The 19,653-nt window shown below is 56.3% G+C and carries 22 protein-coding genes; 11 read left to right on the top strand and 11 right to left on the bottom strand.

Features of this window, described 5'->3' with window-relative positions:
- The first annotated feature begins 8 nt into the window (after nt 1-8).
- From J2X14_RS07990 to J2X14_RS07975, 4 genes are all read left to right on the top strand, one after another.
- Nucleotides 9-563 carry a hypothetical protein gene (locus tag J2X14_RS07990; RefSeq protein ID WP_352410695.1) on the top strand — a complete coding sequence of 185 codons (555 nt, stop codon included), beginning with the start codon at nt 9-11 and terminating at the stop codon, nt 561-563.
- A gap of 130 nt (nt 564-693) precedes the next feature.
- On the top strand, nt 694-2,313 hold the full coding sequence (gene cueO / locus J2X14_RS07985; protein ID WP_352410694.1) for a multicopper oxidase CueO: 1,620 nt from the start codon (nt 694-696) through the stop codon (nt 2,311-2,313).
- Between the two features lie 147 nt (nt 2,314-2,460).
- Nucleotides 2,461-2,991 (top strand): DUF2778 domain-containing protein, encoded by a 531-nt coding sequence (locus J2X14_RS07980; protein WP_352410693.1) that lies wholly within the window; start codon nt 2,461-2,463, stop codon nt 2,989-2,991.
- Entirely contained in the window at nt 2,969-3,238 is a 270-nt protein-coding gene (locus J2X14_RS07975) for a hypothetical protein (RefSeq protein ID WP_352410692.1), read from the top strand. The genes J2X14_RS07980 and J2X14_RS07975 overlap by 23 nt, the downstream gene beginning before the upstream one ends.
- A 271-nt stretch (nt 3,239-3,509) precedes the next feature.
- Here J2X14_RS07975 and J2X14_RS07970 read toward each other — a convergent pair whose 3' ends face one another.
- A complete protein-coding gene (locus J2X14_RS07970) occupies nt 3,510-4,793 on the bottom strand; it encodes a cystathionine gamma-synthase family protein (protein ID WP_352410691.1) in 1,284 nt (427 codons plus the stop codon).
- Nucleotides 4,794-5,041: 248 nt separating this feature from the next.
- Here J2X14_RS07970 and hpt point away from each other — a divergent pair, with 248 nt between their 5' ends.
- The gene (hpt, locus tag J2X14_RS07965) at nt 5,042-5,578 is read left to right on the top strand and encodes a hypoxanthine phosphoribosyltransferase (protein WP_352410690.1); all 537 of its coding nucleotides are present in this window, start codon (nt 5,042-5,044) and stop codon (nt 5,576-5,578) included.
- 79 nt (nt 5,579-5,657) lie between these two features.
- Here the strand turns inward: hpt and can are convergent, their stop codons facing one another.
- Nucleotides 5,658-6,320: a carbonate dehydratase gene (gene can, locus J2X14_RS07960; protein WP_352410689.1), complete on the bottom strand. Its 663-nt coding sequence runs from the start codon at nt 6,318-6,320 to the stop codon at nt 5,658-5,660.
- A 112-nt stretch (nt 6,321-6,432) separates the two neighbouring features.
- On the opposite strand from can, the gene J2X14_RS07955 reads away from it, so the two are divergent.
- The 5 genes from J2X14_RS07955 to J2X14_RS07935 all read left to right on the top strand — a co-directional run bounded on the left by J2X14_RS07955 (nt 6,433) and on the right by J2X14_RS07935 (nt 10,011).
- On the top strand, nt 6,433-7,359 hold the full coding sequence (locus J2X14_RS07955) for an ABC transporter ATP-binding protein (RefSeq protein ID WP_352410688.1): 927 nt from the start codon (nt 6,433-6,435) through the stop codon (nt 7,357-7,359).
- Complete coding sequence (locus J2X14_RS07950; RefSeq protein ID WP_352411070.1) at nt 7,359-8,126, top strand: ABC transporter permease; 768 nt, start codon at nt 7,359-7,361, stop codon at nt 8,124-8,126. The genes J2X14_RS07955 and J2X14_RS07950 overlap by 1 nt, the downstream gene beginning before the upstream one ends.
- A gap of 151 nt (nt 8,127-8,277) precedes the next feature.
- The gene (locus J2X14_RS07945) at nt 8,278-8,820 is read left to right on the top strand and encodes a TetR/AcrR family transcriptional regulator (protein WP_352410687.1); all 543 of its coding nucleotides are present in this window, start codon (nt 8,278-8,280) and stop codon (nt 8,818-8,820) included.
- A gap of 38 nt (nt 8,821-8,858) precedes the next feature.
- Complete coding sequence (locus J2X14_RS07940; RefSeq protein WP_352410686.1) at nt 8,859-9,413, top strand: sugar O-acetyltransferase; 555 nt, start codon at nt 8,859-8,861, stop codon at nt 9,411-9,413.
- Nucleotides 9,414-9,438: 25 nt separating this feature from the next.
- Complete coding sequence (locus tag J2X14_RS07935) at nt 9,439-10,011, top strand: DUF1349 domain-containing protein (RefSeq protein WP_352410685.1); 573 nt, start codon at nt 9,439-9,441, stop codon at nt 10,009-10,011.
- 37 nt (nt 10,012-10,048) lie between these two features.
- On the opposite strand, the gene panD is transcribed toward J2X14_RS07935, so the two are convergent.
- From panD to thpR, 9 genes are all read right to left on the bottom strand, one after another.
- Complete coding sequence (gene panD, locus J2X14_RS07930; RefSeq protein WP_038628123.1) at nt 10,049-10,429, bottom strand: aspartate 1-decarboxylase; 381 nt, start codon at nt 10,427-10,429, stop codon at nt 10,049-10,051.
- A gap of 69 nt (nt 10,430-10,498) precedes the next feature.
- Nucleotides 10,499-11,353 (bottom strand): pantoate--beta-alanine ligase, encoded by an 855-nt coding sequence (gene panC / locus J2X14_RS07925; protein ID WP_352410684.1) that lies wholly within the window; start codon nt 11,351-11,353, stop codon nt 10,499-10,501.
- Nucleotides 11,354-11,367: 14 nt separating this feature from the next.
- Entirely contained in the window at nt 11,368-12,162 is a 795-nt protein-coding gene (gene panB, locus J2X14_RS07920) for a 3-methyl-2-oxobutanoate hydroxymethyltransferase (RefSeq protein WP_352410683.1), read from the bottom strand.
- A 106-nt stretch (nt 12,163-12,268) separates the two neighbouring features.
- On the bottom strand, nt 12,269-12,748 hold the full coding sequence (folK, locus tag J2X14_RS07915; protein ID WP_352410682.1) for a 2-amino-4-hydroxy-6-hydroxymethyldihydropteridine diphosphokinase: 480 nt from the start codon (nt 12,746-12,748) through the stop codon (nt 12,269-12,271).
- A complete protein-coding gene (gene pcnB, locus J2X14_RS07910) occupies nt 12,745-14,151 on the bottom strand; it encodes a polynucleotide adenylyltransferase PcnB (protein ID WP_352411069.1) in 1,407 nt (468 codons plus the stop codon). The genes folK and pcnB overlap by 4 nt, the downstream gene beginning before the upstream one ends.
- Before the next feature lie 37 nt (nt 14,152-14,188).
- Nucleotides 14,189-15,115, bottom strand: coding sequence for a tRNA glutamyl-Q(34) synthetase GluQRS (gene gluQRS / locus J2X14_RS07905; protein ID WP_352410681.1), 927 nt, complete (start codon nt 15,113-15,115; stop codon nt 14,189-14,191).
- 66 nt (nt 15,116-15,181) lie between these two features.
- Nucleotides 15,182-15,637 carry an RNA polymerase-binding protein DksA gene (gene dksA, locus J2X14_RS07900; protein ID WP_352410680.1) on the bottom strand — a complete coding sequence of 152 codons (456 nt, stop codon included), beginning with the start codon at nt 15,635-15,637 and terminating at the stop codon, nt 15,182-15,184.
- Between the two features lie 176 nt (nt 15,638-15,813).
- Nucleotides 15,814-16,518, bottom strand: coding sequence for a DNA/RNA nuclease SfsA (gene sfsA, locus J2X14_RS07895; protein ID WP_352410679.1), 705 nt, complete (start codon nt 16,516-16,518; stop codon nt 15,814-15,816).
- Nucleotides 16,515-17,048 (bottom strand): RNA 2',3'-cyclic phosphodiesterase, encoded by a 534-nt coding sequence (gene thpR / locus J2X14_RS07890; RefSeq protein WP_352410678.1) that lies wholly within the window; start codon nt 17,046-17,048, stop codon nt 16,515-16,517. Before thpR ends, sfsA begins: the two co-directional genes overlap by 4 nt.
- Before the next feature lie 76 nt (nt 17,049-17,124).
- Between thpR and hrpB the strand changes: the two genes are divergently transcribed.
- Nucleotides 17,125-19,566 carry an ATP-dependent helicase HrpB gene (hrpB, locus tag J2X14_RS07885; protein WP_352410677.1) on the top strand — a complete coding sequence of 814 codons (2,442 nt, stop codon included), beginning with the start codon at nt 17,125-17,127 and terminating at the stop codon, nt 19,564-19,566.
- Nucleotides 19,567-19,653 lie beyond the last annotated feature (87 nt).

Raw genomic sequence — 19,653 nt, 5'->3', positions numbered from 1 at the left:
AATCAGAGATGCGTACGCAACGAGCCATAATCCTGATGATCATTTTCTTGTTTGCAGCCATGCCCACGTATGGCGCGGCGGATTATGTTGATGCGCCAACCAAAGAAGCGTCCGATTTAATGCGTAAGTATGCGCTTGCCGATAATCAGGAACAAAAACAGGCGCTGGAGGAAATTGCCGCTTTGGCAAAGAAAAATAAATCAAATGAAAACGTTATTAGAATATATACCCAAATCCTTGCCTCAAGCGGTCATTATAAAAAAGCAATAGATGTACTGGAGCCGTTTACCAGAGAAAGACCTGAGTCTGCCTTGTTGCTCCAGGAGTGTATGCTAAAGGATAGAGTCCGCCAGCATGATGCACTATGTTATAAAAACGCGCTCTCTGCCGCTGAAAAGAAAGGTGTTAATAATCTGGATTACCTGATGATTTTATATTTTTCAGGCGATGAACGGTTTGAACAGGCAAAAGAAAAATATCTCATTCATAACGGCAGTGATGCAATAATATCGATTTTCGATAAAAGTAGAGATGAGGTTTTAAGACAGCTATACCCTAAATAATTAGGTTTCAAGTTTAGTCAAACTGCGTTAGCAGCCTGCGCTTCACATGGTTCTATCCTCATCCTTAACTTGACTTTGCCGTTGGGGCAAGGTTTAGGATAGCAACCTTATTGCGATAAAGGACGCCATCATGCAACGCCGCGACTTTCTTAAATTTACCGCCGCGCTGAGCGCCGCAGGGTTTTTCCCCTTCTGGCAAAGCCGCGCGCTGGCCGCTGACCGCCCGGCGCTGCCGATCCCCGATCTGTTAAAGCCCGATATTCATGGCGCGGTGCGTCTGAACGCCCAAACCGGCACCAGTCACTGGCATGGCAAGGCGGTTAATACCTGGGGCTATAACGGGGCGCTGCTGGGGCCCGCGATTGAGATGACGCGCGGTAAAACGCTCAAGGTGCAGCTGGAAAATCGCCTGCCGCAGGCGACAACGGTTCACTGGCACGGGCTGGAAGTACCGGGCGACGTAGACGGCGGGCCACAGGCGATCATCGCGCCCGGCGGCCAGCGTACTGTATCTATTACCCCTGACCAGCCTGCGGCAACCTGCTGGTTCCATCCGCATCAGCATGGCAAAACCGGTTATCAGGTGGCGCAGGGGCTGGCCGGGCTGGTAGTGTTACGCGATGACGAGTCGGAAAAGCTGCTGCTGCCAAAGCAGTGGGGCGTGGATGATATTCCGCTTATTCTTCAGGACAAACAGCTTACGGCAGCGGGCACCGGCATCGATTATCAACTGGATGTGATGCGCGCCGCCGTCGGCTGGTTTGGCAATCTGATGTTAACCAACGGCGTGCCTTATCCGCAGCAGGCGGTGCCGCGCGGTTGGCTACGTTTGCGGCTGCTAAACGGCTGCAACGCCCGTACGCTGCATCTGGCGACCAGCGATAAACGCGCGCTGTACGTTATCGCCAGCGATGGTGGCCTGTTGGCGGAGCCGGTACAGGTCGAGTCGCTGATGCTGCTGCCGGGCGAACGTTTTGAAGTGCTGGTGGATGCCAGCGACGGCAAAGCCTTCGATCTGGAAACGCTGCCGGTTAAGCAGATGGGGATGATGCTGGCGCCGTTTGATGCGCCGTTGCCGCTGCTGCATATTTTGCCGCTGCGGGTGATGGCCAGCGGCTCGCTGCCGGATACGCTCGCGACGCTGCCGCCACTGCCCGCCAGTGATAATCTGCCGGGGCGCTGGCTGCAGCTGATGATGGATCCTCAACTGGACATGCTGGGTATGCAGGCGCTGCAACAGCGCTACGGCAAGCAGGCGATGGCCGGGCATGAGATGAAAGGGCATGGTATGGCGCAGCAATCCGCTTCAGCGGGACACCATCAGGCGATGGCGCATCAGCAGATGCCCGCCGGTCACGATCATGATATGGCGGATATGCCACAGCAGCGCGCTTCCAGCTATGATTTTCACAACGGTAACAAAATTAACGGCCTTGCTTTTGATATGAATAAGCCAATGTTTGCTGTGAAGCGGGGCCAGCTGGAGAAATGGACCATTTCCGGCGAAGGCGATGCGATGCTGCATCCTTTCCATATCCATGGCACGCAGTTTCGTATTCTGTCAGAAAACGGCAAACCGCCTGCCGCGCATCGTCAGGGATGGAAAGATACGGTGCATGTGGAAGGCTGGCGCAGCGAAGTGCTGGTGCGCTTTAACCATCAGGCCAGCGCACAGCACGCTTATATGGCGCACTGTCATCTGTTGGAACATGAAGATACCGGCATGATGCTTGGCTTTACCGTCGAATAATGGCTGTTCTGGCTTACAAAGGGCGCAACGGCTGAGCGTTGCGCTTTTAACATGTCGCAGCTGGAAAACAGGTATTAAGCATACAGCCCGGCTTTTTTATGTGCAGGCGTAGTACATTGGCCTGCTTACAACATAAAGGAGTATGTTATGCAAATCATGAGGATGACGTATAACGATCTGACAAAGGGCGGCGGCGAGGCAAAGTTGCATGTTTATGGAGTAGGGACGTTTCCGGTCTTTTCGGGTCAAAAACCCTATACCAACGATCCGAACTGTGCGTTCCTGCCTAATAGTGCTATTCCGGTCGGCCGTTATTGGATTGTGCCACGTCCCGAAGGAAGCATAGCGAATCGGGTTAGAGGAGTGATTATTGATTTAAGAAATGGGTCAAATCATTCGGAATGGTTCGCGCTATTCAATGCGCAGACAATGACTGATTCTATTTTTATAAACGGCGTCGCCCGTGGCGGTTTCCGCTTGCATCCCCTGCGACCTGACGGATCAGGTGAAAGCCAGGGATGCATAACATTCGTTCAGCGCCCCGATTTTTATACCGTAAGAAATGTGTTAATCAAGGCACATAAAATTCGCGTGCCTGGCTCACGCAACGGATTGATGGCGTATGGTTATGTCGACGTGCAGGGGGAGTACAACTTTGCAAACTGCAAAATACGTTAAAAAAGCCGTGGGCCTGGCGATCTGTTTTCTTGTGGCTTTCCTTTTATCTTGCTACGGCATGCCGCTTTACTCGCTTACGACCTGGATCATTGACCATTCCCATCAACTGTTCAGCCGCTATCAAGCTGATATCTACGAACCAGATTCAGATCCGGTTACGTTCCTTTCGCTGATTATTGTTGTTGGCGTTTATGCGCTAGTTTTTTACTGGCTGATAAAAACCGCGCTCAAAAAGTTAAAACGTTGACAGGTTACGGTACTTATCACTGCACCCTGCGTCTGTGTGAATAAACCGACATTAAAAATTGGCTATGTTGCACAGGGGAAGCGCCGCAATAAATGCGGCTGTGAATTAACCCTTAGATGTTAAATGCAATTCTCTTACCCGTCGGTAGCTCTACATCCAGACTGAGTTTGCCTCCCATTACGCATTTTTAACCGGTTGAACGTAGCCTTCAGTGGTAAAAAGGGCGGATTCATAGCGAACGCCGCCCTGATTGTTGGTCATTGCCGTAGGTTTACGCCTGTTCCAGCGCCAGCCGCAGATCCTCAATTAAATCGTCGCAGTTCTCAATGCCAATCGACAAGCGAATAGTCGCCTCGCCGATGCCGAAACGCTGCCGCACCTCAGCAGGTACACCGGAATGGGTGGTGCTGCCGGGATGGCTGGCAAGCGATTCGGTGCCGCCCAGGCTCACCGCCAGCTTAAACAGCTGTAGCGCATTAAGGAAACGGAAGGCGGCCTGCTGACCACCGCGTATATCAAACGAAAAGGTCGAACCTGCGCCGCTGCTCTGCGCCTGAAACGTCTTACCGGCAGCAGAATCCGCCGCCAGAAATGAGAGATAGTGCAGCTTCTCGACTTTCTGCTGAGCGCGTAAAAAATCGGCCACCGCAGCGGCATTGCTGTTGGCCTTCTCCATGCGCAACGACAGCGTTTCCAGCGAGCGACCCAGCATCCAGCTGGAGTGGGGATCCAGCTGGGTGCCAATCGCGCTGCGCAACGCGCGCACCTGAGTCATCAGCGCCTTACTGCCCATTGCCGCACCAGCAATCAGATCGGAGTGGCCGCCAACATATTTTGTCAGCGAATAAAGCGAAATATCCGCGCCGTGTTCCAGCGGGCGCTGAAACAGCGGGCCGAGCAGCGTATTGTCACAGGCGATAATCGGACGCGATCCCTGCTTCGCCGCGATCTTCTCTGCCACGCGGCGAATCAGGGCGATATCCACCAGGCTGTTGGTGGGGTTTGCGGGTGTTTCAATTAAAATCACCGCCACGCGACCGCTCGCCGTTGCGCGATCGGCCGCTTGCTGAACGCTCGCCTCATCCAGCCCGTCGCTGAAGCCAATAGCCGTTACGCCAAGCTGCTGAAAGGTTTTACTGAGCAAGGTTTCGGTGCCGCCATACAGCGGCTGCGAATGCAGGATAACGTCGCCAGGCCGCACAAAAGCCAGCAGGGTGGTGGAAATCGCCGACATTCCCGACGAGAACAACACGCTGCTTTCCGCCCGTTCATATACCGCCAGGCGATCTTCAACAATTTCGCTGTTAGGATGATTAAACCGCGAATAGACCAGCCCGCCGGATAAGCCCGCAGGCGGCTGGCGTCGGCCTGAGACGTAATCAAAAAAATCCCGGCCATCTTCAGCGCTGTTGAAAACAAACGTGGAAGTCAGAAACACCGGCGGCTTCACCGCGCCTTCCGACAAGGCGGGATCGTAGCCGTAGTTCAGCATCTGGGTTTCTGGCTGTAGCGGGCGGTTACCGATATGGGTTTTCTTCGTCTGGGCTGCGCACATAATCTCTCCTGGCGATGAGGCCGACTGGCGTCATAAATTGAGCTTACGCTATCACAGCCGCTTATCGGCGGATAAATGACTTAACGTTCTAACTTTAAAACAAAAAGCATAATTAAATAATGCGTTTGGGATGTTTAGCAGTCTGTATGTCTGTTTTTTCCCGCGGCAAACCCTGACCGCGCCGGGGTATTTGCCCGACAAAATATGATAGACTTCGCTGCTTTCGACAGATGACGAAGCCTGAAGCTATGAAACACACCGTTGAAGTTATGATCTCCGAAGCGGAGATTCGCAATCGTATCGCCGAACTGGGTCAGCAGATCACCGAGCATTACCGCGACAGCGGCAGCGACATGGTGCTGGTAGGCCTGCTGCGCGGCTCCTTTATGTTTATGGCGGATCTGTGCCGTACTCTCGATGTTTCCCATGAAGTTGATTTCATGACCGCCTCCAGCTACGGCAGCGGCATGTCCAGCAGCCGTGATGTGAAAATTCTGAAAGATCTTGATGAAGATATTCGCGGAAAAGATGTGCTGATTGTGGAAGATATTATCGATTCCGGTAATACACTGAGCAAAGTGCGGGAAATCCTCAGCCTGCGCGAACCGAAGTCGCTGGCTATCTGTACGCTGCTGGATAAGCCTTCACGCCGTGAAGTGGCGGTGAATGTCGAATATATCGGTTTCTCTATTCCTGACGAATTCGTGGTCGGCTACGGCATTGACTACGCGCAGCGCTATCGGCATCTGCCTTATATCGGCAAAGTGGTAATGCTGGAAGAGTAAAGCAGGCGATTGTGCTGCCAGAGACAGCACAATCGATTAAAGATAGCCGTTGCGGGAAAGGCTATCATGCCGCCCCTGATTAGCGATGGCCTTCAGGGTGATTCAGCAGGTTAGCAATACCGTGACGGTAACGCTGTTCAAGCAATTCGCGGTTGGTGGCGGTCACTTCCAGATCGCGCAGGCAGCCGTCATGAATGCCGTAAACCCAGCCGTGAATAGTGACTTTCTGCCCGCGTTTCCATGCCGACTGCAGAATAGTTGAATGGCCCAGGTTATAGACCTGCTCCATGACGTTGATTTCACAAAGCTTATCAAAACGTTTCTCTGGCGGCAGTTCGCCAAGTAACGAGCTATGCTTGTACCACAAATCGCGGATATGCAGCAGCCAGTTGTTGATCAGGCCCAGTTCCGGGTTTTCTACCGCCGCCTGTACGCCACCGCATCCGTAGTGTCCACAAATGATGATATGTTCCACTTCCAGCACCTCTACCGCATATTGCACCACGGAGAGGCAGTTGAGGTCGGTATGGATCACCAGGTTCGCTACGTTACGGTGAACAAACAGTTCACCAGGCTCAAGGCCGGTTAAGCGCTCGGCTGGAACGCGGCTGTCGGAACAGCCAATCCACAAAAAGCGCGGTTTTTGCGCCAGGGCAAGGCGCTCAAAGAAGCCAGGATCTTCTTCAACCAGTAATTTGGACCATTCGCGATTGTTGCTGATGAGTTTATCAATATCTTTCATGATGGTTATCGGTCTGTAAAAAGCAGAAATGCGTTGCCGTACTATAGGACAACATCCGGCAATTTCAAACGGTAAAAATGTTAGTTAACAAAACAGGGTAAGTAACTCTTCTATGACGTATGCACTGGAACTTGAAAAGCTCACCAAGACCTATCCCGGCGGCGTGCAGGCGCTGAAAGGGATCGATCTGTCGGTAGAGGCGGGCGATTTTTATGCGTTGCTGGGGCCGAACGGCGCCGGTAAATCAACCACCATCGGCATTATCAGTTCACTGGTTAACAAAAGCGGCGGCCGGGTGCGCGTTTTCGGTTATGACCTGGAAAAAGATGTGGTCAACGCCAAGCGCCAGCTGGGGCTGGTGCCGCAGGAGTTCAACTTCAATCCGTTTGAAACCGTGTTACAGATTGTGGTTAACCAGGCGGGTTATTACGGCGTAGAACGGCGCGAAGCGCAGCAGCGGGCGGAGAAATACCTTACCCAGCTCGATCTGTGGGGTAAGCGCAACGAGCGGGCGCGGATGCTCTCTGGCGGCATGAAGCGTCGCCTGATGATCGCGCGCGCGCTGATGCATCAGCCCAAGCTGCTGATTCTGGATGAGCCAACCGCAGGCGTTGATATCGAACTGCGCCGCTCAATGTGGGTGTTTCTCAAAGAGTTGAACGCGCAGGGCACCACTATCATCCTCACTACCCACTATCTGGAAGAAGCGGAGATGCTGTGTCGCAATATCGGCATCATCCAGAGCGGCGAGCTGGTGGAAAACACCTCGATGAAAGGGCTGCTTTCAAAGCTGAAATCAGAAACCTTTATTCTCGATCTGGCGGCGAAAAGCGCTTTACCGAAGCTGGAAGGTTTCCAGTATCGGCTACTGGATACCTCGACGCTGGAAGTTGAGGTGATGCGCGAGCAGGGGCTGAACAGCGTTTTCAGCCAGCTTAGCGCGCAGGGCGTGCAGGTGCTGAGTATGCGTAACAAGGCGAATCGCCTGGAAGAGCTGTTTGTTGGTCTGGTGCAGGGAAAATCGGGAGGTCACGCATGATGCATCTATATTGGGTTGCGCTGAAAAGCATCTGGGCCAAAGAGATTAACCGTTTCGCCCGCATCTGGATCCAGACGCTGGTGCCGCCGGTGATCACCATGACGCTCTACTTTATTATTTTCGGTAACCTGATCGGCTCGCGTATCGGTGAAATGCATGGCTTTAGCTATATGCAGTTTATTGTGCCGGGCCTGATTATGATGGCGGTAATCACCAACGCTTACGCTAACGTGGCATCCTCTTTCTTTAGCGCCAAGTTTCAGCGCAATATTGAAGAGCTGCTGGTGGCACCGGTACCGACCCATATCGTGATCGCCGGTTATGTTGGCGGTGGCGTGGCGCGCGGCGTCTGTGTCGGGATTCTGGTCACGGCCGTATCGCTGTTCTTTGTGCCGTTCCACGTGCATTCGTGGTTAATGGTGGCGGTGACGCTGCTGCTGACGGCGATTATGTTTTCTCTGGCGGGCCTGCTGAATGCGGTTTTTGCCCGCACCTTTGACGATATCAGCCTGATCCCAACCTTTGTTCTGACGCCGTTAACCTATCTGGGCGGGGTGTTTTATTCGCTGACGCTGCTGCCGCCGTTCTGGCAGGCGGTATCGAAGCTGAACCCGGTGGTCTATATGATCAGCGGCTTCCGTTACGGCTTTTTAGGCATCAACGATGTTCCGCTGGTGTTTACGCTTTCGGTGCTGATCGCCTTTATCGTGGTGTTTTATCTGCTTGCCTGGACGCTGATACAGCGCGGTCGCGGCTTACGTACCTGATATGGTCTTGCAGAACGCGCTCTTCGGAGCGCGTTTTTTTTGCCTTTTCCCCCGCAGAAAGCGTGCGATAAATCCGTAATCTGAATTAGTACGTTTGTACAATTTCATCGCCTGTGCCAGGCTGTTAGCAATAAATAATCAAGGCGTACCCATGACAGAAAGAAGCTGGCGTCAGGATCCGCAGCGGCGTGAACGCATCGCGGAAGCCGCCCTGGAAGTGATTGTAAAATATGGTGTTGCTGGCACAACCTACCGAAAAGTCGCGGCGGAGGCGGCGGTGCCGCTTAGCGCAGTAAGTTACTATTTCAGCAGCCTGGAGACGCTGCTTTTCGCTGCCTTTAACCAGCTTTCACAGCATATTTCCGATCGCTTTTCCGCGCTTATCGACCAGGCGCGAACGCAGCAGCAAGCGATCGACGCGGTGGTGGCGATTATTTTTGGCGATGCCACGTCGTCGTCGCGCACCTTATTGCTGAGCTACGAACTGTACGCGTTCGCCAGCCGTCATCCGCCGTTGAAACCGGTGATGCTGGAATGGATGACACGCAGCCGTAGCGCGCTGGAGCGCCATTTTTCTCCGGCGGCGGCGGTAGCCATCGACGCTTTTATTGAAGGCATGATGATCCATCGTTCGGTGATGCCGGTGGCACCTGAATCGGTGGCGCATGCTATCCGACAGCTGGCCAGCCTGTAACGCTGGCTGGCCCTGTGATTCAGATAAACGGAGGGAAGATGACGGAAGCGGAAAAAGCGCTGGCGGGGCTGCTCTATGATGCCAATTACGATCCGGCGCTCATCGCCGAGCGCGGCGAAGTGAAGTATCGACTGCAAATTTACAACAACACCGACCCGCGTGATTTGGCACAGCGAGAGCAACAGATTAAAGCGCTGCTGGGAAAAACCGGTGAGCAGATCCTGATTGAGCAGCCGTTTTACTGCGACTACGGGCGCAATATTGAAGTGGGCGAAAACTTTTACGCCAACGTCAATTTGGTGATCCTCGACTGCGGTAAGGTCACTATCGGGGATAACGTGTTTATCGCGCCCTGCGTTGGCATCCATACCGCCGGGCATCCGCTGGACGTTGAACAGCGTAACCGCGGGCTGGAATATGCGCATCCGGTCACTATCGGTCATAACGTCTGGATTGGCGCGGGCGTACAGATATTGCCTGGCGTTACGATTGGCGATAACAGCGTAATTGGTGCTGGTAGCGTGGTCACCAAAAACGTGCCGGAAAATGTGGTGGCGGCGGGAAATCCATGTCGGGTATTAAAGACACTTTAATCACGTTTTATCGCTGAGGTTTGCTATGCCGCAGTTTCACTGGATTAACGAGCCCGCCGTCTGGTGCCATGAGAACGCGCACTTAACGGTGGTGACCGATGGTCAAACCGACTTCTGGCGCGAAACCTGGTATGGCTTTACGCGCTTTAGCGGCCACGTTTGGGCCTGCGAAACAGAAAAGGATTTTACTTTTCAGGCGCGGATCCGTGCCGATTTCCATACGCTGTACGATCAGGCCGGGATTATGTTTATCGCCGATGAACAGCACTGGCTGAAGGCGGGTATTGAATATAATGACGGCCAGCCAGCGATGGGCAGCGTACTGACTCAGGGCGGATCTGACTGGGCTACCGGGCCGTTTAACGGCGACGCGCGTGATTTCTGGATGCGCTTAACGCTACGCGAGGATTGCCTGCGGCTGCAATATTCTGCCGATGGCAAGACCTGGCCGCTGCTGCGCTTGTGTCGTATCGCTAAAGCCAGCCGTTATCAGGTAGGGGTGATGTGCTGCACGCCGGAGCGTGCCGGGCTGGAGGTTGATTTCAGTGAAATAAGCCTGATGCCGCCCAATGGTAAAGCGTTACACGATTTAAGCTAAGCCAACAACGAGCGGGGCAGAGGCCCCGCTCGTTTAGTCAGGCAACCTGCACCGGTACGGCTTTCGCCAGACGCTTCATTTGATTGTCGCCTTCAAAATAGGCCACTTTCGGCTGCCACTGGCGCGCTTCTTCATCCGGCATCTGTACATATGAGCAGATAATCAAAATATCGCCTTCGCAGGCGCAGCGGGCCGCCGCGCCATTAACGGAGATGATTTTCGAGCCACGCTCAGCGGCGATAGCGTAAGTAGAGAAACGCTGGCCGTTGGTGACGTTATAAATATCGATCGCTTCGTACTGAAGAATGCCGGAAGCGTCGAGAAAGTCCTGGTCAATGGCGCAGGAACCTTCGTAATGCAAGTCAGCCTGAGTGACCTTCACCCGATGCAGCTTGCCTTGCAGCATGGTGCGTACCATATCTTTGTTACCTTGTTCTGCAACGAATCAAAAGATGAGCGACAGTATTCATGGATTACCGACGCTTGTCTACTGGGTCAAATCCACCGTCTGATTATCGATTAGGCGGGCTTTGCCCAGCCATGCGGCCATTAAAATAACCGCGCGTTTGCTCTCGACATTGAGCGGCAACAGCGTTTCTGCATCACAGATTGCCAGCCCGTCCGGCGTGAATCCTTTATCGCGCAGTTCCGCTTCGGCGCTTTCGATAATCTCTTCGACGTGGCGCTCGCCGTTGGCCATTTTATTCGCCATTGCGTTCATCACCTGGCTGAGCGACGGCGCCAGCTTGCGCTCGTCGGCAGTGAGATAGCCGTTACGCGAACTCAGCGCCAGACCATCTTTTGCCCGCACCGTCGGCACGCCGACAATCTCAATATCGTAACCCATATCCGCCACCATCTTGCGGATCAGCGCCAGCTGCTGATAATCCTTTTCGCCGAAGCAGGCGAGATCGGGCTGCACCAGGTTAAACAGCTTGCTGACAATGGTTGAAACACCGCGAAAATGGCCGGGGCGGCTGGCACCCTCCAGCAGGTCAGAGAGGCCCGGCACCTCAACAAACGTCTGCGTATCCAGCCCTTTGGGATAGACATCGGCGGGCGCCGGGGCAAAGACCAAATCAACGCGCGCGCGGTTCAGCTTTTCACAATCTTCCTGCAACGTACGCGGATAGCGCGCCAGATCCTCGGCACGATCGAACTGCATCGGGTTAACAAAAATGCTCGCCACCACGATGTCGGCGCGCGCCCGCGCTTCGTCCACCAGCGTCATATGGCCTTCATGCAGGTTGCCCATGGTCGGCACCAGCGCAATGCGTTTGCCTTCCTGACGCCAGCGCCTGATTTCACGGCGCAGCATCGGCAACGTTTCGATAATCAACACGGACTTTCTCCTGTTCACTGGAAACTGTGCTCAACGGCGGGATAGCTTGCCTCTTCCACTTCCTGAATATACTGGCGCACGGCGGCGCGAATATCACCGGTTTCGGCCAGGAAATTTTTAGCAAATTTGGGAATATGTCCGCCGGTAATACCCAATGCGTCATGCATCACCAGGATTTGCCCATCGGTAACATTACCGGCACCGATGCCGATAACCGGAATGCTCAGCGCCTGGGTCACGCGCTGCGCCAGCGCCACCGGCACGCACTCCAGCACCATCAGCTGGGCGCCGGCCGCTTCCAGCGCCTGCGCGTCGGCAAGCAGACGGTCTGCGGCTTCGCTGTCGCGGCCCTGCACTTTATAACCGCCAAAGATATTCACCGACTGTGGCGTTAAGCCCAAATGTCCGCACACCGGCACCGCGCGATCCGTTAGCATACGCACGGTTTCCGCCAGCCAGGCGCCGCCTTCCAGCTTCACCATATTGGCACCGGCACGCATCAGCTGACCCGCATTTTCGCACGCCTGCTGCGGCGTGGCGTAACTCATAAACGGCAGATCGGCGAGCAGCAGGCAGAGCGGCGCGCCACGGCGTACCGCCGCGGTGTGGTAGGCGATGTCGTCTATCGTCACTGGCAGCGTGGATTCGTGTCCCTGTACCGTCATGCCCAGCGAGTCGCCAACCAGCATGACCTTCATGCCTTCGTCGGCGAAAAGCCGGGCAAAGCTGAAGTCATAGGCGGTAATGGAGGCGAACTTTTTCCCTGCCTGTTTTAGCTGGCGCAGGTGCGAAATGGTGGTTGGTTTCATGACATTCTCAACGTCAACGTTCTGGTTGGCGCAGTGTAAATGATTGGCGCAGAGAGAGGAATGGCTTATCGTCGCGGCAAGCACGCCGGATGAAACAGGTGTGCGGTTACCAGGGAAGGATGGCGCTGCTGTCCAGTTCGGCGGCAATCGCGGCCAGCGCGCGGCCGTCAGGCAGCCGGGCCTGCGGAGCGATTTCCAGCAGCGGCACCAGCATAAACGCGCGGTTATGCATATCGTAATGCGGCACCGTCAGGCGCGGCGTATTCAGCACCCGATCGCCAAACAGTAAAATATCCAGATCCAGCGTGCGTGGTCCCCAGCGCTCCGCTTTGCGCACCCGCCCTTGTTCCAGTTCAATGCGCTGCGTATGATCGAGCAACGCTTCCGGCGACAGCTGGGTATCGAGCGCCACGGCGGCATTAAGATAGTCCGGCTGATCGGGCGGGCCGTAGGGCGGCGTACGATAAAAAGAGGAGACCGCCGCCCGCTGCGTGTGGGGAATGGCCGCAAGCGCATCAAGTGCGTTACGCACCTGATGCAGCGGATCGGCCAGGTTACTGCCTAAGGCGAGGTAGACGCGGATCATGCGTTGCTGTTGTTGTCGCGGCGCGGAGCGGCAGGGCGCTTGCGCGGACGACGCGGACGGCGACGCGGCGTCGGTTCGTCGCCGAGGTTTTTCAGCATATGGTTCTGCTGCGGCGGCGCGGCGGCCTGGAATTCACCCCACCAGTTCGCCAGGCGCTGTAGCTCAGCGTTGTTTTCCACTTCAGCGCGCAGCGCCAGCAGGTCGTAAGCGGCGCGGAACTTAGGATGCTCCATCAGCTTAATGGCGCGTTTGCCGTGACGACGCGACATACGCAACTGTAGCTGCCAGATATCGCGCACCAGCGTGGTGATACGTTTCGGGATCGCCAGCGAACGGCACGCTTCATCCAGCACGTCATTCATCGCCAGCGCAAACGCATCGTAATAGGCCAGCCCGCTTTCCTGCGCGATACGCTGCGCATTTTCCAGCTGCGGATACCAGAACATCGCAGCAAACAGGAAGGCCGGGTTCACGCGCATCTGGTTATGAATGCGCGTATCGGTATTTTTCAATACCTGCGCCAGCATCCGCTCCATCTGGCTGTCGCTATGCTCGGTAAAGCCGCGGCTCAGAATCGGGAACAGCGGCTGGAACAGCTGATATTCGCGCAGCAGCAGATAGGTTTTGTAACCGTAGCCCGCCTGCAACAGCTTCAGCGCTTCCTCAAACAGACGCGCCGGAGGAATATCGTTCAGCAGCGTGGCAAGACGCGGGATCGGCTCGGCGGTGGTGTCCGCAATGGTCATATCCAGCTTGGCGGCAAAGCGCGCCACGCGCAGCATCCTGACCGGATCCTCACGATAGCGCGTCTCAGGATCGCCAATCAGACGGATAATGCCCTGCTGGAGATCCTGCAGGCCGCCGACATAATCGCGCACGCTAAAATCAGCCACGCTGTAGTAAAGGCTGTTGATGGTTAAGTCGCGACGCTGGGCATCATCTTCAATGGTGCCGAAAATGTTGTCGCGCAGCAGCATGCCGTTTTCGCCGCGCTGGGCGTTGCTGTCTTCTTCCGCCTGATGATGACCACGGAACGTGGCGACTTCGATCACTTCAGGACCAAACATCACATGCGCCAGGCGAAAGCGACGACCCACCAGACGACAGTTGCGGAACAGCTTACGCATCTGTTCCGGCGTGGCGTTGGTGGTCACATCAAAATCTTTCGGCGCTTTACCCAGCAGCAGGTCACGGACACCACCACCCACCAGATAGGCCTCATAGCCCGCTTTGTTCAGGCGATAAAGGACTTTCAGAGCGTTTTCGCTAATGTCTTTGCGCGAGATGTTGTGACTTTCACGAGGGATGACGGTCATCTGCAGTTCGTCTTCCTCAACCTCTGCCAGTGCCGTCTCTTCACGACTCAGAACTTTACGGCAAAAATTAGCTACTCGGGTAAAAATAGGACACCTCGATAATGACGATAATTCGGTGGTAAAATCAGCGGCTAATCATAGCCTGTTGCGAACCATTTGAGAATGGTGTTGTCGGTTCAATGGCGTCCAGCGCGTCATTACGCGGCACTTTTGCCAAATCCCACTGCGCAACGGCCTGCGTTAACAGCTGCGTTGTTGTTATATCCTGCGCGTTTTCCGGCGTACGTTGCCCCAGAAAACGCAGCGCTTTTACCAGTACCGGACGGGGATCGCCCTGTGGCAGGGCGGGCGCATGGTTCTGTTTCGACAGCTTATTGCCGTCATGATTCAGCACCAGCGGCAGATGCAGGTAGGCTGGCTCCTGCCAGCCCAGCTGACGCCAGAGCGCAATTTGCCGCACCGTTGGCGCAATCAGATCCGCGCCGCGTACGATTTCCGTCACGCCCTGGAAATGATCGTCCACCACCACCGCCAGGTTATAGGCAAACAGCCCGTCGCGGCGGTGAATAATAAAATCTTCTTCCGCCAGCGCGGCATCCACGCGCACTTCGCCGCGCAGCAAATCCTGAAACTGATAGACCGGCTGCCGCTGACGCAGCCGTAACGCCGCCTGCTGCGGCCCCCGTTGCCGATCGCGGCAGTGCCCGTCGTAAAAGCCGCCAATCTGTTGAATACGGCTGCGGGTACAGGTGCAGTAGTAGCTCTGCCGATGTTGACGCAGCCACTCCAGCGCGTCACGGTAGGCCTGATGCCGCTGCGATTGCCAAACCACCTCGCCATCCCAGTGCAGGCCATACTGTTCCAGCTGGCGCAGGATCGCGCTGGCAGCGCCGGGCACTTCACGCGGCGGATCGATATCTTCAATGCGTACCAGCCAGCGGCCGCCCTGCGCACGGGCGTGCAGATAGCTGCCAAGCGCGGCAATAAGCGAGCCGAAGTGAAGTTCACCAGAAGGGGAAGGAGCAAAACGTCCTGTGCAGGGAATTGACATAACCGCTTTTACGTAACAGCAGTGAGGCGGGACAAATATCCCGCACGCACTGCTTTTTACGTACCGTTAACCGGCCATTTGTTTTTCGCGAATTTCCGCCAGCGTTTTACAGTCGATGCAAAGATCGGCGGTCGGACGCGCTTCAAGGCGGCGAATACCGATTTCAACGCCACAGGATTCACAGTAGCCGAAATCGTCGTCTTCCACCTTTTTCAGGGTCTTCTCGATCTTTTTAATCAGTTTACGCTCGCGATCGCGGTTGCGCAGTTCAAGGCTGAACTCTTCTTCCTGAGCGGCACGGTCGACCGGATCGGGGAAGTTAGCTGCTTCGTCCTGCATATGAGATACCGTACGATCGACTTCATCCCTGAGTTGATTACGCCACGCTTCAAGGATTTTCCTGAAGTGAGTCAGCTGGGCTTCGTTCATATACTCTTCGCCCGGCTTCTCCTGATACGGCTCCACCCCAGCGATGGCGAGAATACTCAGGGACGATGTTTTACGGTTTTGCCCTTCTTGCATGTTGTTTCTCCTGGATAACACGCACTATCGATCCCCAAAGGGGAAAAAAACAGGCCGCTATAAATAACAGAAGCAGTCAAGGTTGGCAATTATTCCTGAACATGCCTTGACAAGCCTGTGAGGAAAAGCGTATTTAGCGCAACGTTACTTTCTACCACAGTAATTCGCACTAAATATTACAACGCCAGGCTTATCCGCCGATCCAGCCACATGCCCACCGGTGACAATTGCGCCTTATAACAGAGGATTTCCACTCCGCTCTGTTGTGCCTGTGCCAGTTGTTCTGCGTAACGTGCATCAATATGACGCGCGGGGGCAACGTCCTCAATCCCCGAGTGCAAAACAGTAAATAACATAACCGCGCGCTCGCCCCGTTGGGCGATGCTGGCCAGTTCGCGCAGGTGCTTTTGGCCGCGCACGGTCACCGCATCCGGAAAGTACCCTTTACCCTGCTGTAACAGCGTTACGGATTTCACTTCAATATAGCACTCAGGCCTGTTGTGCGCCTGTAGCAGAAAATCGATTCGGCTACCTTCTGCGCCATATTTCACCTCAGCCCGCTGTTGCGGATAACCGGATAATTCCGCAATTTTCTCTTCTGCCAGCGCTTCGCGTACCAGCTGATTGGCGCGCAGCGTATTCACGCAGATCATATGACCGGTTTGCGTTTCGGTTAGCTCCCAGCTGTGCGGATATTTGCGCGTCAGGCTGGAAGAGGTGGAGTACCAGACGGTATCGCCAGGCGTGGCGCAGCCGGTCATCGCGCCGGTATTGGCGCAGTGTATCGTTAGTGCCTCGCCTTCCGGTGTGACGACATCCGCAAGAAAACGTTTATAGCGGCTTATCAAACGCGCCGGGCGCAATGCCGGGTGAAAATTCATACTGACTCCTGCAGCGGCCAGCTTTGCAGCACGCGATAACGGGTTCGCCCCTGCGCAAAAACCGACTGGTATAAAGAAAAATGATCGACCATAAACTGCCAGTGGAAATTACGCGGCGGCAGGGCCACCGGACGCGTTGCGTTGCGCAGCAGCGTAATGTGCGGGTGAAACGGCTGCGGACTTTGATAACACCCGCTGCGTGCCGCCTGCGCGCGTAGCATCTCTGCCAGCTGCAGCAGCCCGCGCGGCGCCTGGCGACAGCCAAGCCAGACCACGCCGGGGCGCGGCCAGTGTCCGGCATCATCCAGATGCAGAGTAAACGCGGGCTGCCGAATGCGCCCCGCCAGCTGTTGCAGTCCCTGCGCTTTTTCCGCGCTGATTTCGCCAAGGAACGCCAGCGTAATATGCAGGCTGGCAGCCACTACCGGGCGACCCGCCTCCTCGGGGAACTGTTCGGCGCGCCAGCGAACCAGCTGCTGTTGCAACGGCTGCGGTAATCCGATGCCAAAAAAGAGACGACCTGCGCTCATAACACTCTCCGGTAAACAACACAGAGGAATGCTACAATGCGCACCATCATAAGACCAATGCTGGACGGAGTTTCGTTTGAGTGAATTACCGGTAAGCGCCGTGCTGCCAGAGGTGCTGGCGGCGTTAAAACAGGCGCCGCAGGTATTGCTGGCTGCGCCAACCGGCGCGGGTAAATCCACCTGGCTGCCGCTGCAGCTGTTACAGCAGGGCGAGATTGCCGGCCGTATTATCATGCTGGAGCCGCGTCGTCTGGCGGCGCGCAACGTTGCGCAGCGGCTGGCGGAACAGCTGGGAGAAGAGCCGGGCGCCACCGTGGGTTATCGCATGCGCGCCGACAGCCGCGTTGGGCCTGCCACCCGGCTGGAAGTGGTCACCGAAGGCATTCTGACGCGTATGCTGCAACAGGATCCGATGCTGGATGGCGTTGGGCTGGTTATCCTGGATGAATTTCATGAACGTAGCTTACAGGCCGATCTGGCGCTGGCGCTGCTGCTGGATGTGCAGCAGGGGCTGCGTGACGATCTGCGGCTGTTAATTATGTCCGCGACGCTGGACAACGCCCGCTTAAGCACACGGTTACCCGCTGCTCCGCTGATTGTGTCGGAAGGGCGCAGTTTTCCGGTGGAACGGCGCTATGCCAGCCTGCCGTCGCAGCTGCCGTTTGATGAAGCGGTCGCGCGTGAAGTGGCTCAGCTGCTGCGCGAAGAGAGCGGTTCGCTGCTGCTGTTTTTACCCGGCGTGGGCGAAATTGAACGGGTAAAAAACCAGCTGGCGCAGCGCGTCGGCAGTGATATTGAACTGTGTCCGCTGTATGGGGCGCTGCCGCTGGCGGCGCAGCGGCGGGCGATTCTGCCTGCGCCGCCGGGAAAACGCAAAGTGGTGCTGGCGACCAACATCGCCGAAACCAGCTTAACCATTGACGGTATTTGTCTGGTGGTGGACAGCGCGCTGGAGCGCTCGGCGCGTTTCGATGCGCGCAGCGGGATTACGCGGCTGCAAACCCAGCGTATCAGTCAGGCGTCCATGACGCAGCGTGCCGGTCGTGCCGGACGTCTGTCACCCGGCATCTGTTTACATTTGATCGGCCGCGAGCAGGCAGAACGCGCCGCCGCCCAGAGCGAGCCGGAGATTTTACAGAGCGATCTCAGCGCGCTGTGGCTCGATCTGCTGCAATGGGGCTGCCATGATGTTACGCAGCTGAACTGGATCGATACGCCGCCCGCGCCTGCGCTGCTGGCAGCCCAAAAATTGCTGCGGATGCTCGGCGCGCTGGGCGACAACCATCAGCTAACGGCGCAGGGGCGCGCCATGGCGAAGCTGGGCAGCGAGCCACGCCTGGCTGCCTTGTTAACCGCCGCCCGCGATCGGGATGCGCAGGCCACCGCCGCCCGGCTGGTGGCTATTCTTGAGGAGCCGCCGCGTCAGGGCAGCCGTAACCTGCTTGATCATCTGTTTACCCCGCATCCAGGCTGGCAACAGCGCGCCCGTCAGTTACAAAAGCGGCTGAACGGCGCGGGTGGTCAACCGGACGTTGCGCTGGCGCCCCGGCTACTGGCGCAGGCTTTTCCCGATCGTCTGGCGCGTCGGCGCGGCGCAAGCGGACGCTATCAGCTGGCGGGTGGCCCTGGCGCCATGCTCGATCATGAAGAGGGTTTGACGCGCCATGAATGGTTAATCGCGCCGCAGCTGCTACAGAGCGACGCGCAGGCGGAAGCGCGTATTCTGCTGGCGCTGCCGGTGGATATTAATGCGATTCAGCGCGACTGCCCCGATCTGATTCGTAGCGAAACCGATATCGAATGGGAAGAGGAAAAAGCCACGCTGCGTGCCTGGCAGCGCGATAAAATCGGCGTGCTGGCGCTGAAATCGCAGCCGCTGGCCAAGCCTGACGCCGAGGTGCTGCATCCGGCGATGCTGCGCTGGATCCGCGAAAAAGGGCTGGATGTGCTCAACTGGACGCCGGAAGCGCAGCAGCTGCGGCTGCGTCTGCAGTGCGCCGTGCAGTGGCTGCCGGAAGAGACGTGGCCCGCAATGGATGATGAGGCGCTGCTCGCCACGCTGGAGAGCTGGCTGCTGCCAGCGATCGGCAGCGTGCGCGATATAAAAGGACTGCGTCAGGTGAGCCTGAGCGGCGCATTATTACATTTGCTCACATGGTCACAGCGCCAGCGGCTGGATAGTGCGTTACCAACTCATTACACTGTGCCGACCGGCAGTCGTCTGCCGATTCGCTACGATAGCGAGAAGCCGCCCGCGCTGGCGGTGCGCCTGCAGGAAATGTTCGGCGAGGCGCAAAATCCGACGATTGCGGAAGGGCGCGTGGCGCTGGTGCTGGAGCTGTTATCGCCCGCGCAGCGGCCATTGCAGATCACCCGCGATCTCGCCGCCTTCTGGCAAGGCGCGTACCTGGACGTACAGAAAGAGATGAAGGGACGCTACCCCAAACATGCCTGGCCTGACAATCCGGCCAGCGCGTTGCCTACGCGCCGCACGAAAAAATATGCTGCGCCGCAGTAGCAAGACCGCACCGCTTTCAGAGGGTTCTGCTTTTCGAAACCGAGCAGTCAGAACAGAGTAGCCGGCCAAAAACCTGGAGAAACGAAA

Origin of the sequence: Mixta sp. BE291 (assembly GCF_031457955.1) — a bacterium.
In the GTDB taxonomy this organism is placed as follows: domain Bacteria; phylum Pseudomonadota; class Gammaproteobacteria; order Enterobacterales; family Enterobacteriaceae; genus Mixta.
This window is presented reverse-complemented; position numbering and strand designations above follow the sequence as displayed.

What these genes read in the sequence shown, in the direction of transcription:
- J2X14_RS07980 (WP_352410693.1), top strand. Translation starts at nt 2,461, where the DNA reads ATGCAAATCATGAGGATGACGTATAACGATCTGACAAAGGGCGGCGGC.
- J2X14_RS07955 (WP_352410688.1), top strand. Translation starts at nt 6,433, where the DNA reads ATGACGTATGCACTGGAACTTGAAAAGCTCACCAAGACCTATCCCGGC.
- hpt (WP_352410690.1), top strand. Translation starts at nt 5,042, where the DNA reads ATGAAACACACCGTTGAAGTTATGATCTCCGAAGCGGAGATTCGCAAT.
- J2X14_RS07940 (WP_352410686.1), top strand. Translation starts at nt 8,859, where the DNA reads ATGACGGAAGCGGAAAAAGCGCTGGCGGGGCTGCTCTATGATGCCAAT.
- folK (WP_352410682.1), bottom strand. Translation starts at nt 12,748, where the DNA reads ATGATCCGCGTCTACCTCGCCTTAGGCAGTAACCTGGCCGATCCGCTG.
- J2X14_RS07935 (WP_352410685.1), top strand. Translation starts at nt 9,439, where the DNA reads ATGCCGCAGTTTCACTGGATTAACGAGCCCGCCGTCTGGTGCCATGAG.
- dksA (WP_352410680.1), bottom strand. Translation starts at nt 15,637, where the DNA reads ATGCAAGAAGGGCAAAACCGTAAAACATCGTCCCTGAGTATTCTCGCC.
- thpR (WP_352410678.1), bottom strand. Translation starts at nt 17,048, where the DNA reads ATGAGCGCAGGTCGTCTCTTTTTTGGCATCGGATTACCGCAGCCGTTG.
- panB (WP_352410683.1), bottom strand. Translation starts at nt 12,162, where the DNA reads ATGAAACCAACCACCATTTCGCACCTGCGCCAGCTAAAACAGGCAGGG.
- J2X14_RS07970 (WP_352410691.1), bottom strand. Translation starts at nt 4,793, where the DNA reads ATGTGCGCAGCCCAGACGAAGAAAACCCATATCGGTAACCGCCCGCTA.
- J2X14_RS07950 (WP_352411070.1), top strand. Translation starts at nt 7,359, where the DNA reads ATGCATCTATATTGGGTTGCGCTGAAAAGCATCTGGGCCAAAGAGATT.
- J2X14_RS07990 (WP_352410695.1), top strand. Translation starts at nt 9, where the DNA reads ATGCGTACGCAACGAGCCATAATCCTGATGATCATTTTCTTGTTTGCA.
- panD (WP_038628123.1), bottom strand. Translation starts at nt 10,429, where the DNA reads ATGGTACGCACCATGCTGCAAGGCAAGCTGCATCGGGTGAAGGTCACT.
- gluQRS (WP_352410681.1), bottom strand. Translation starts at nt 15,115, where the DNA reads ATGTCAATTCCCTGCACAGGACGTTTTGCTCCTTCCCCTTCTGGTGAA.
- cueO (WP_352410694.1), top strand. Translation starts at nt 694, where the DNA reads ATGCAACGCCGCGACTTTCTTAAATTTACCGCCGCGCTGAGCGCCGCA.
- J2X14_RS07945 (WP_352410687.1), top strand. Translation starts at nt 8,278, where the DNA reads ATGACAGAAAGAAGCTGGCGTCAGGATCCGCAGCGGCGTGAACGCATC.
- sfsA (WP_352410679.1), bottom strand. Translation starts at nt 16,518, where the DNA reads ATGAATTTTCACCCGGCATTGCGCCCGGCGCGTTTGATAAGCCGCTAT.
- can (WP_352410689.1), bottom strand. Translation starts at nt 6,320, where the DNA reads ATGAAAGATATTGATAAACTCATCAGCAACAATCGCGAATGGTCCAAA.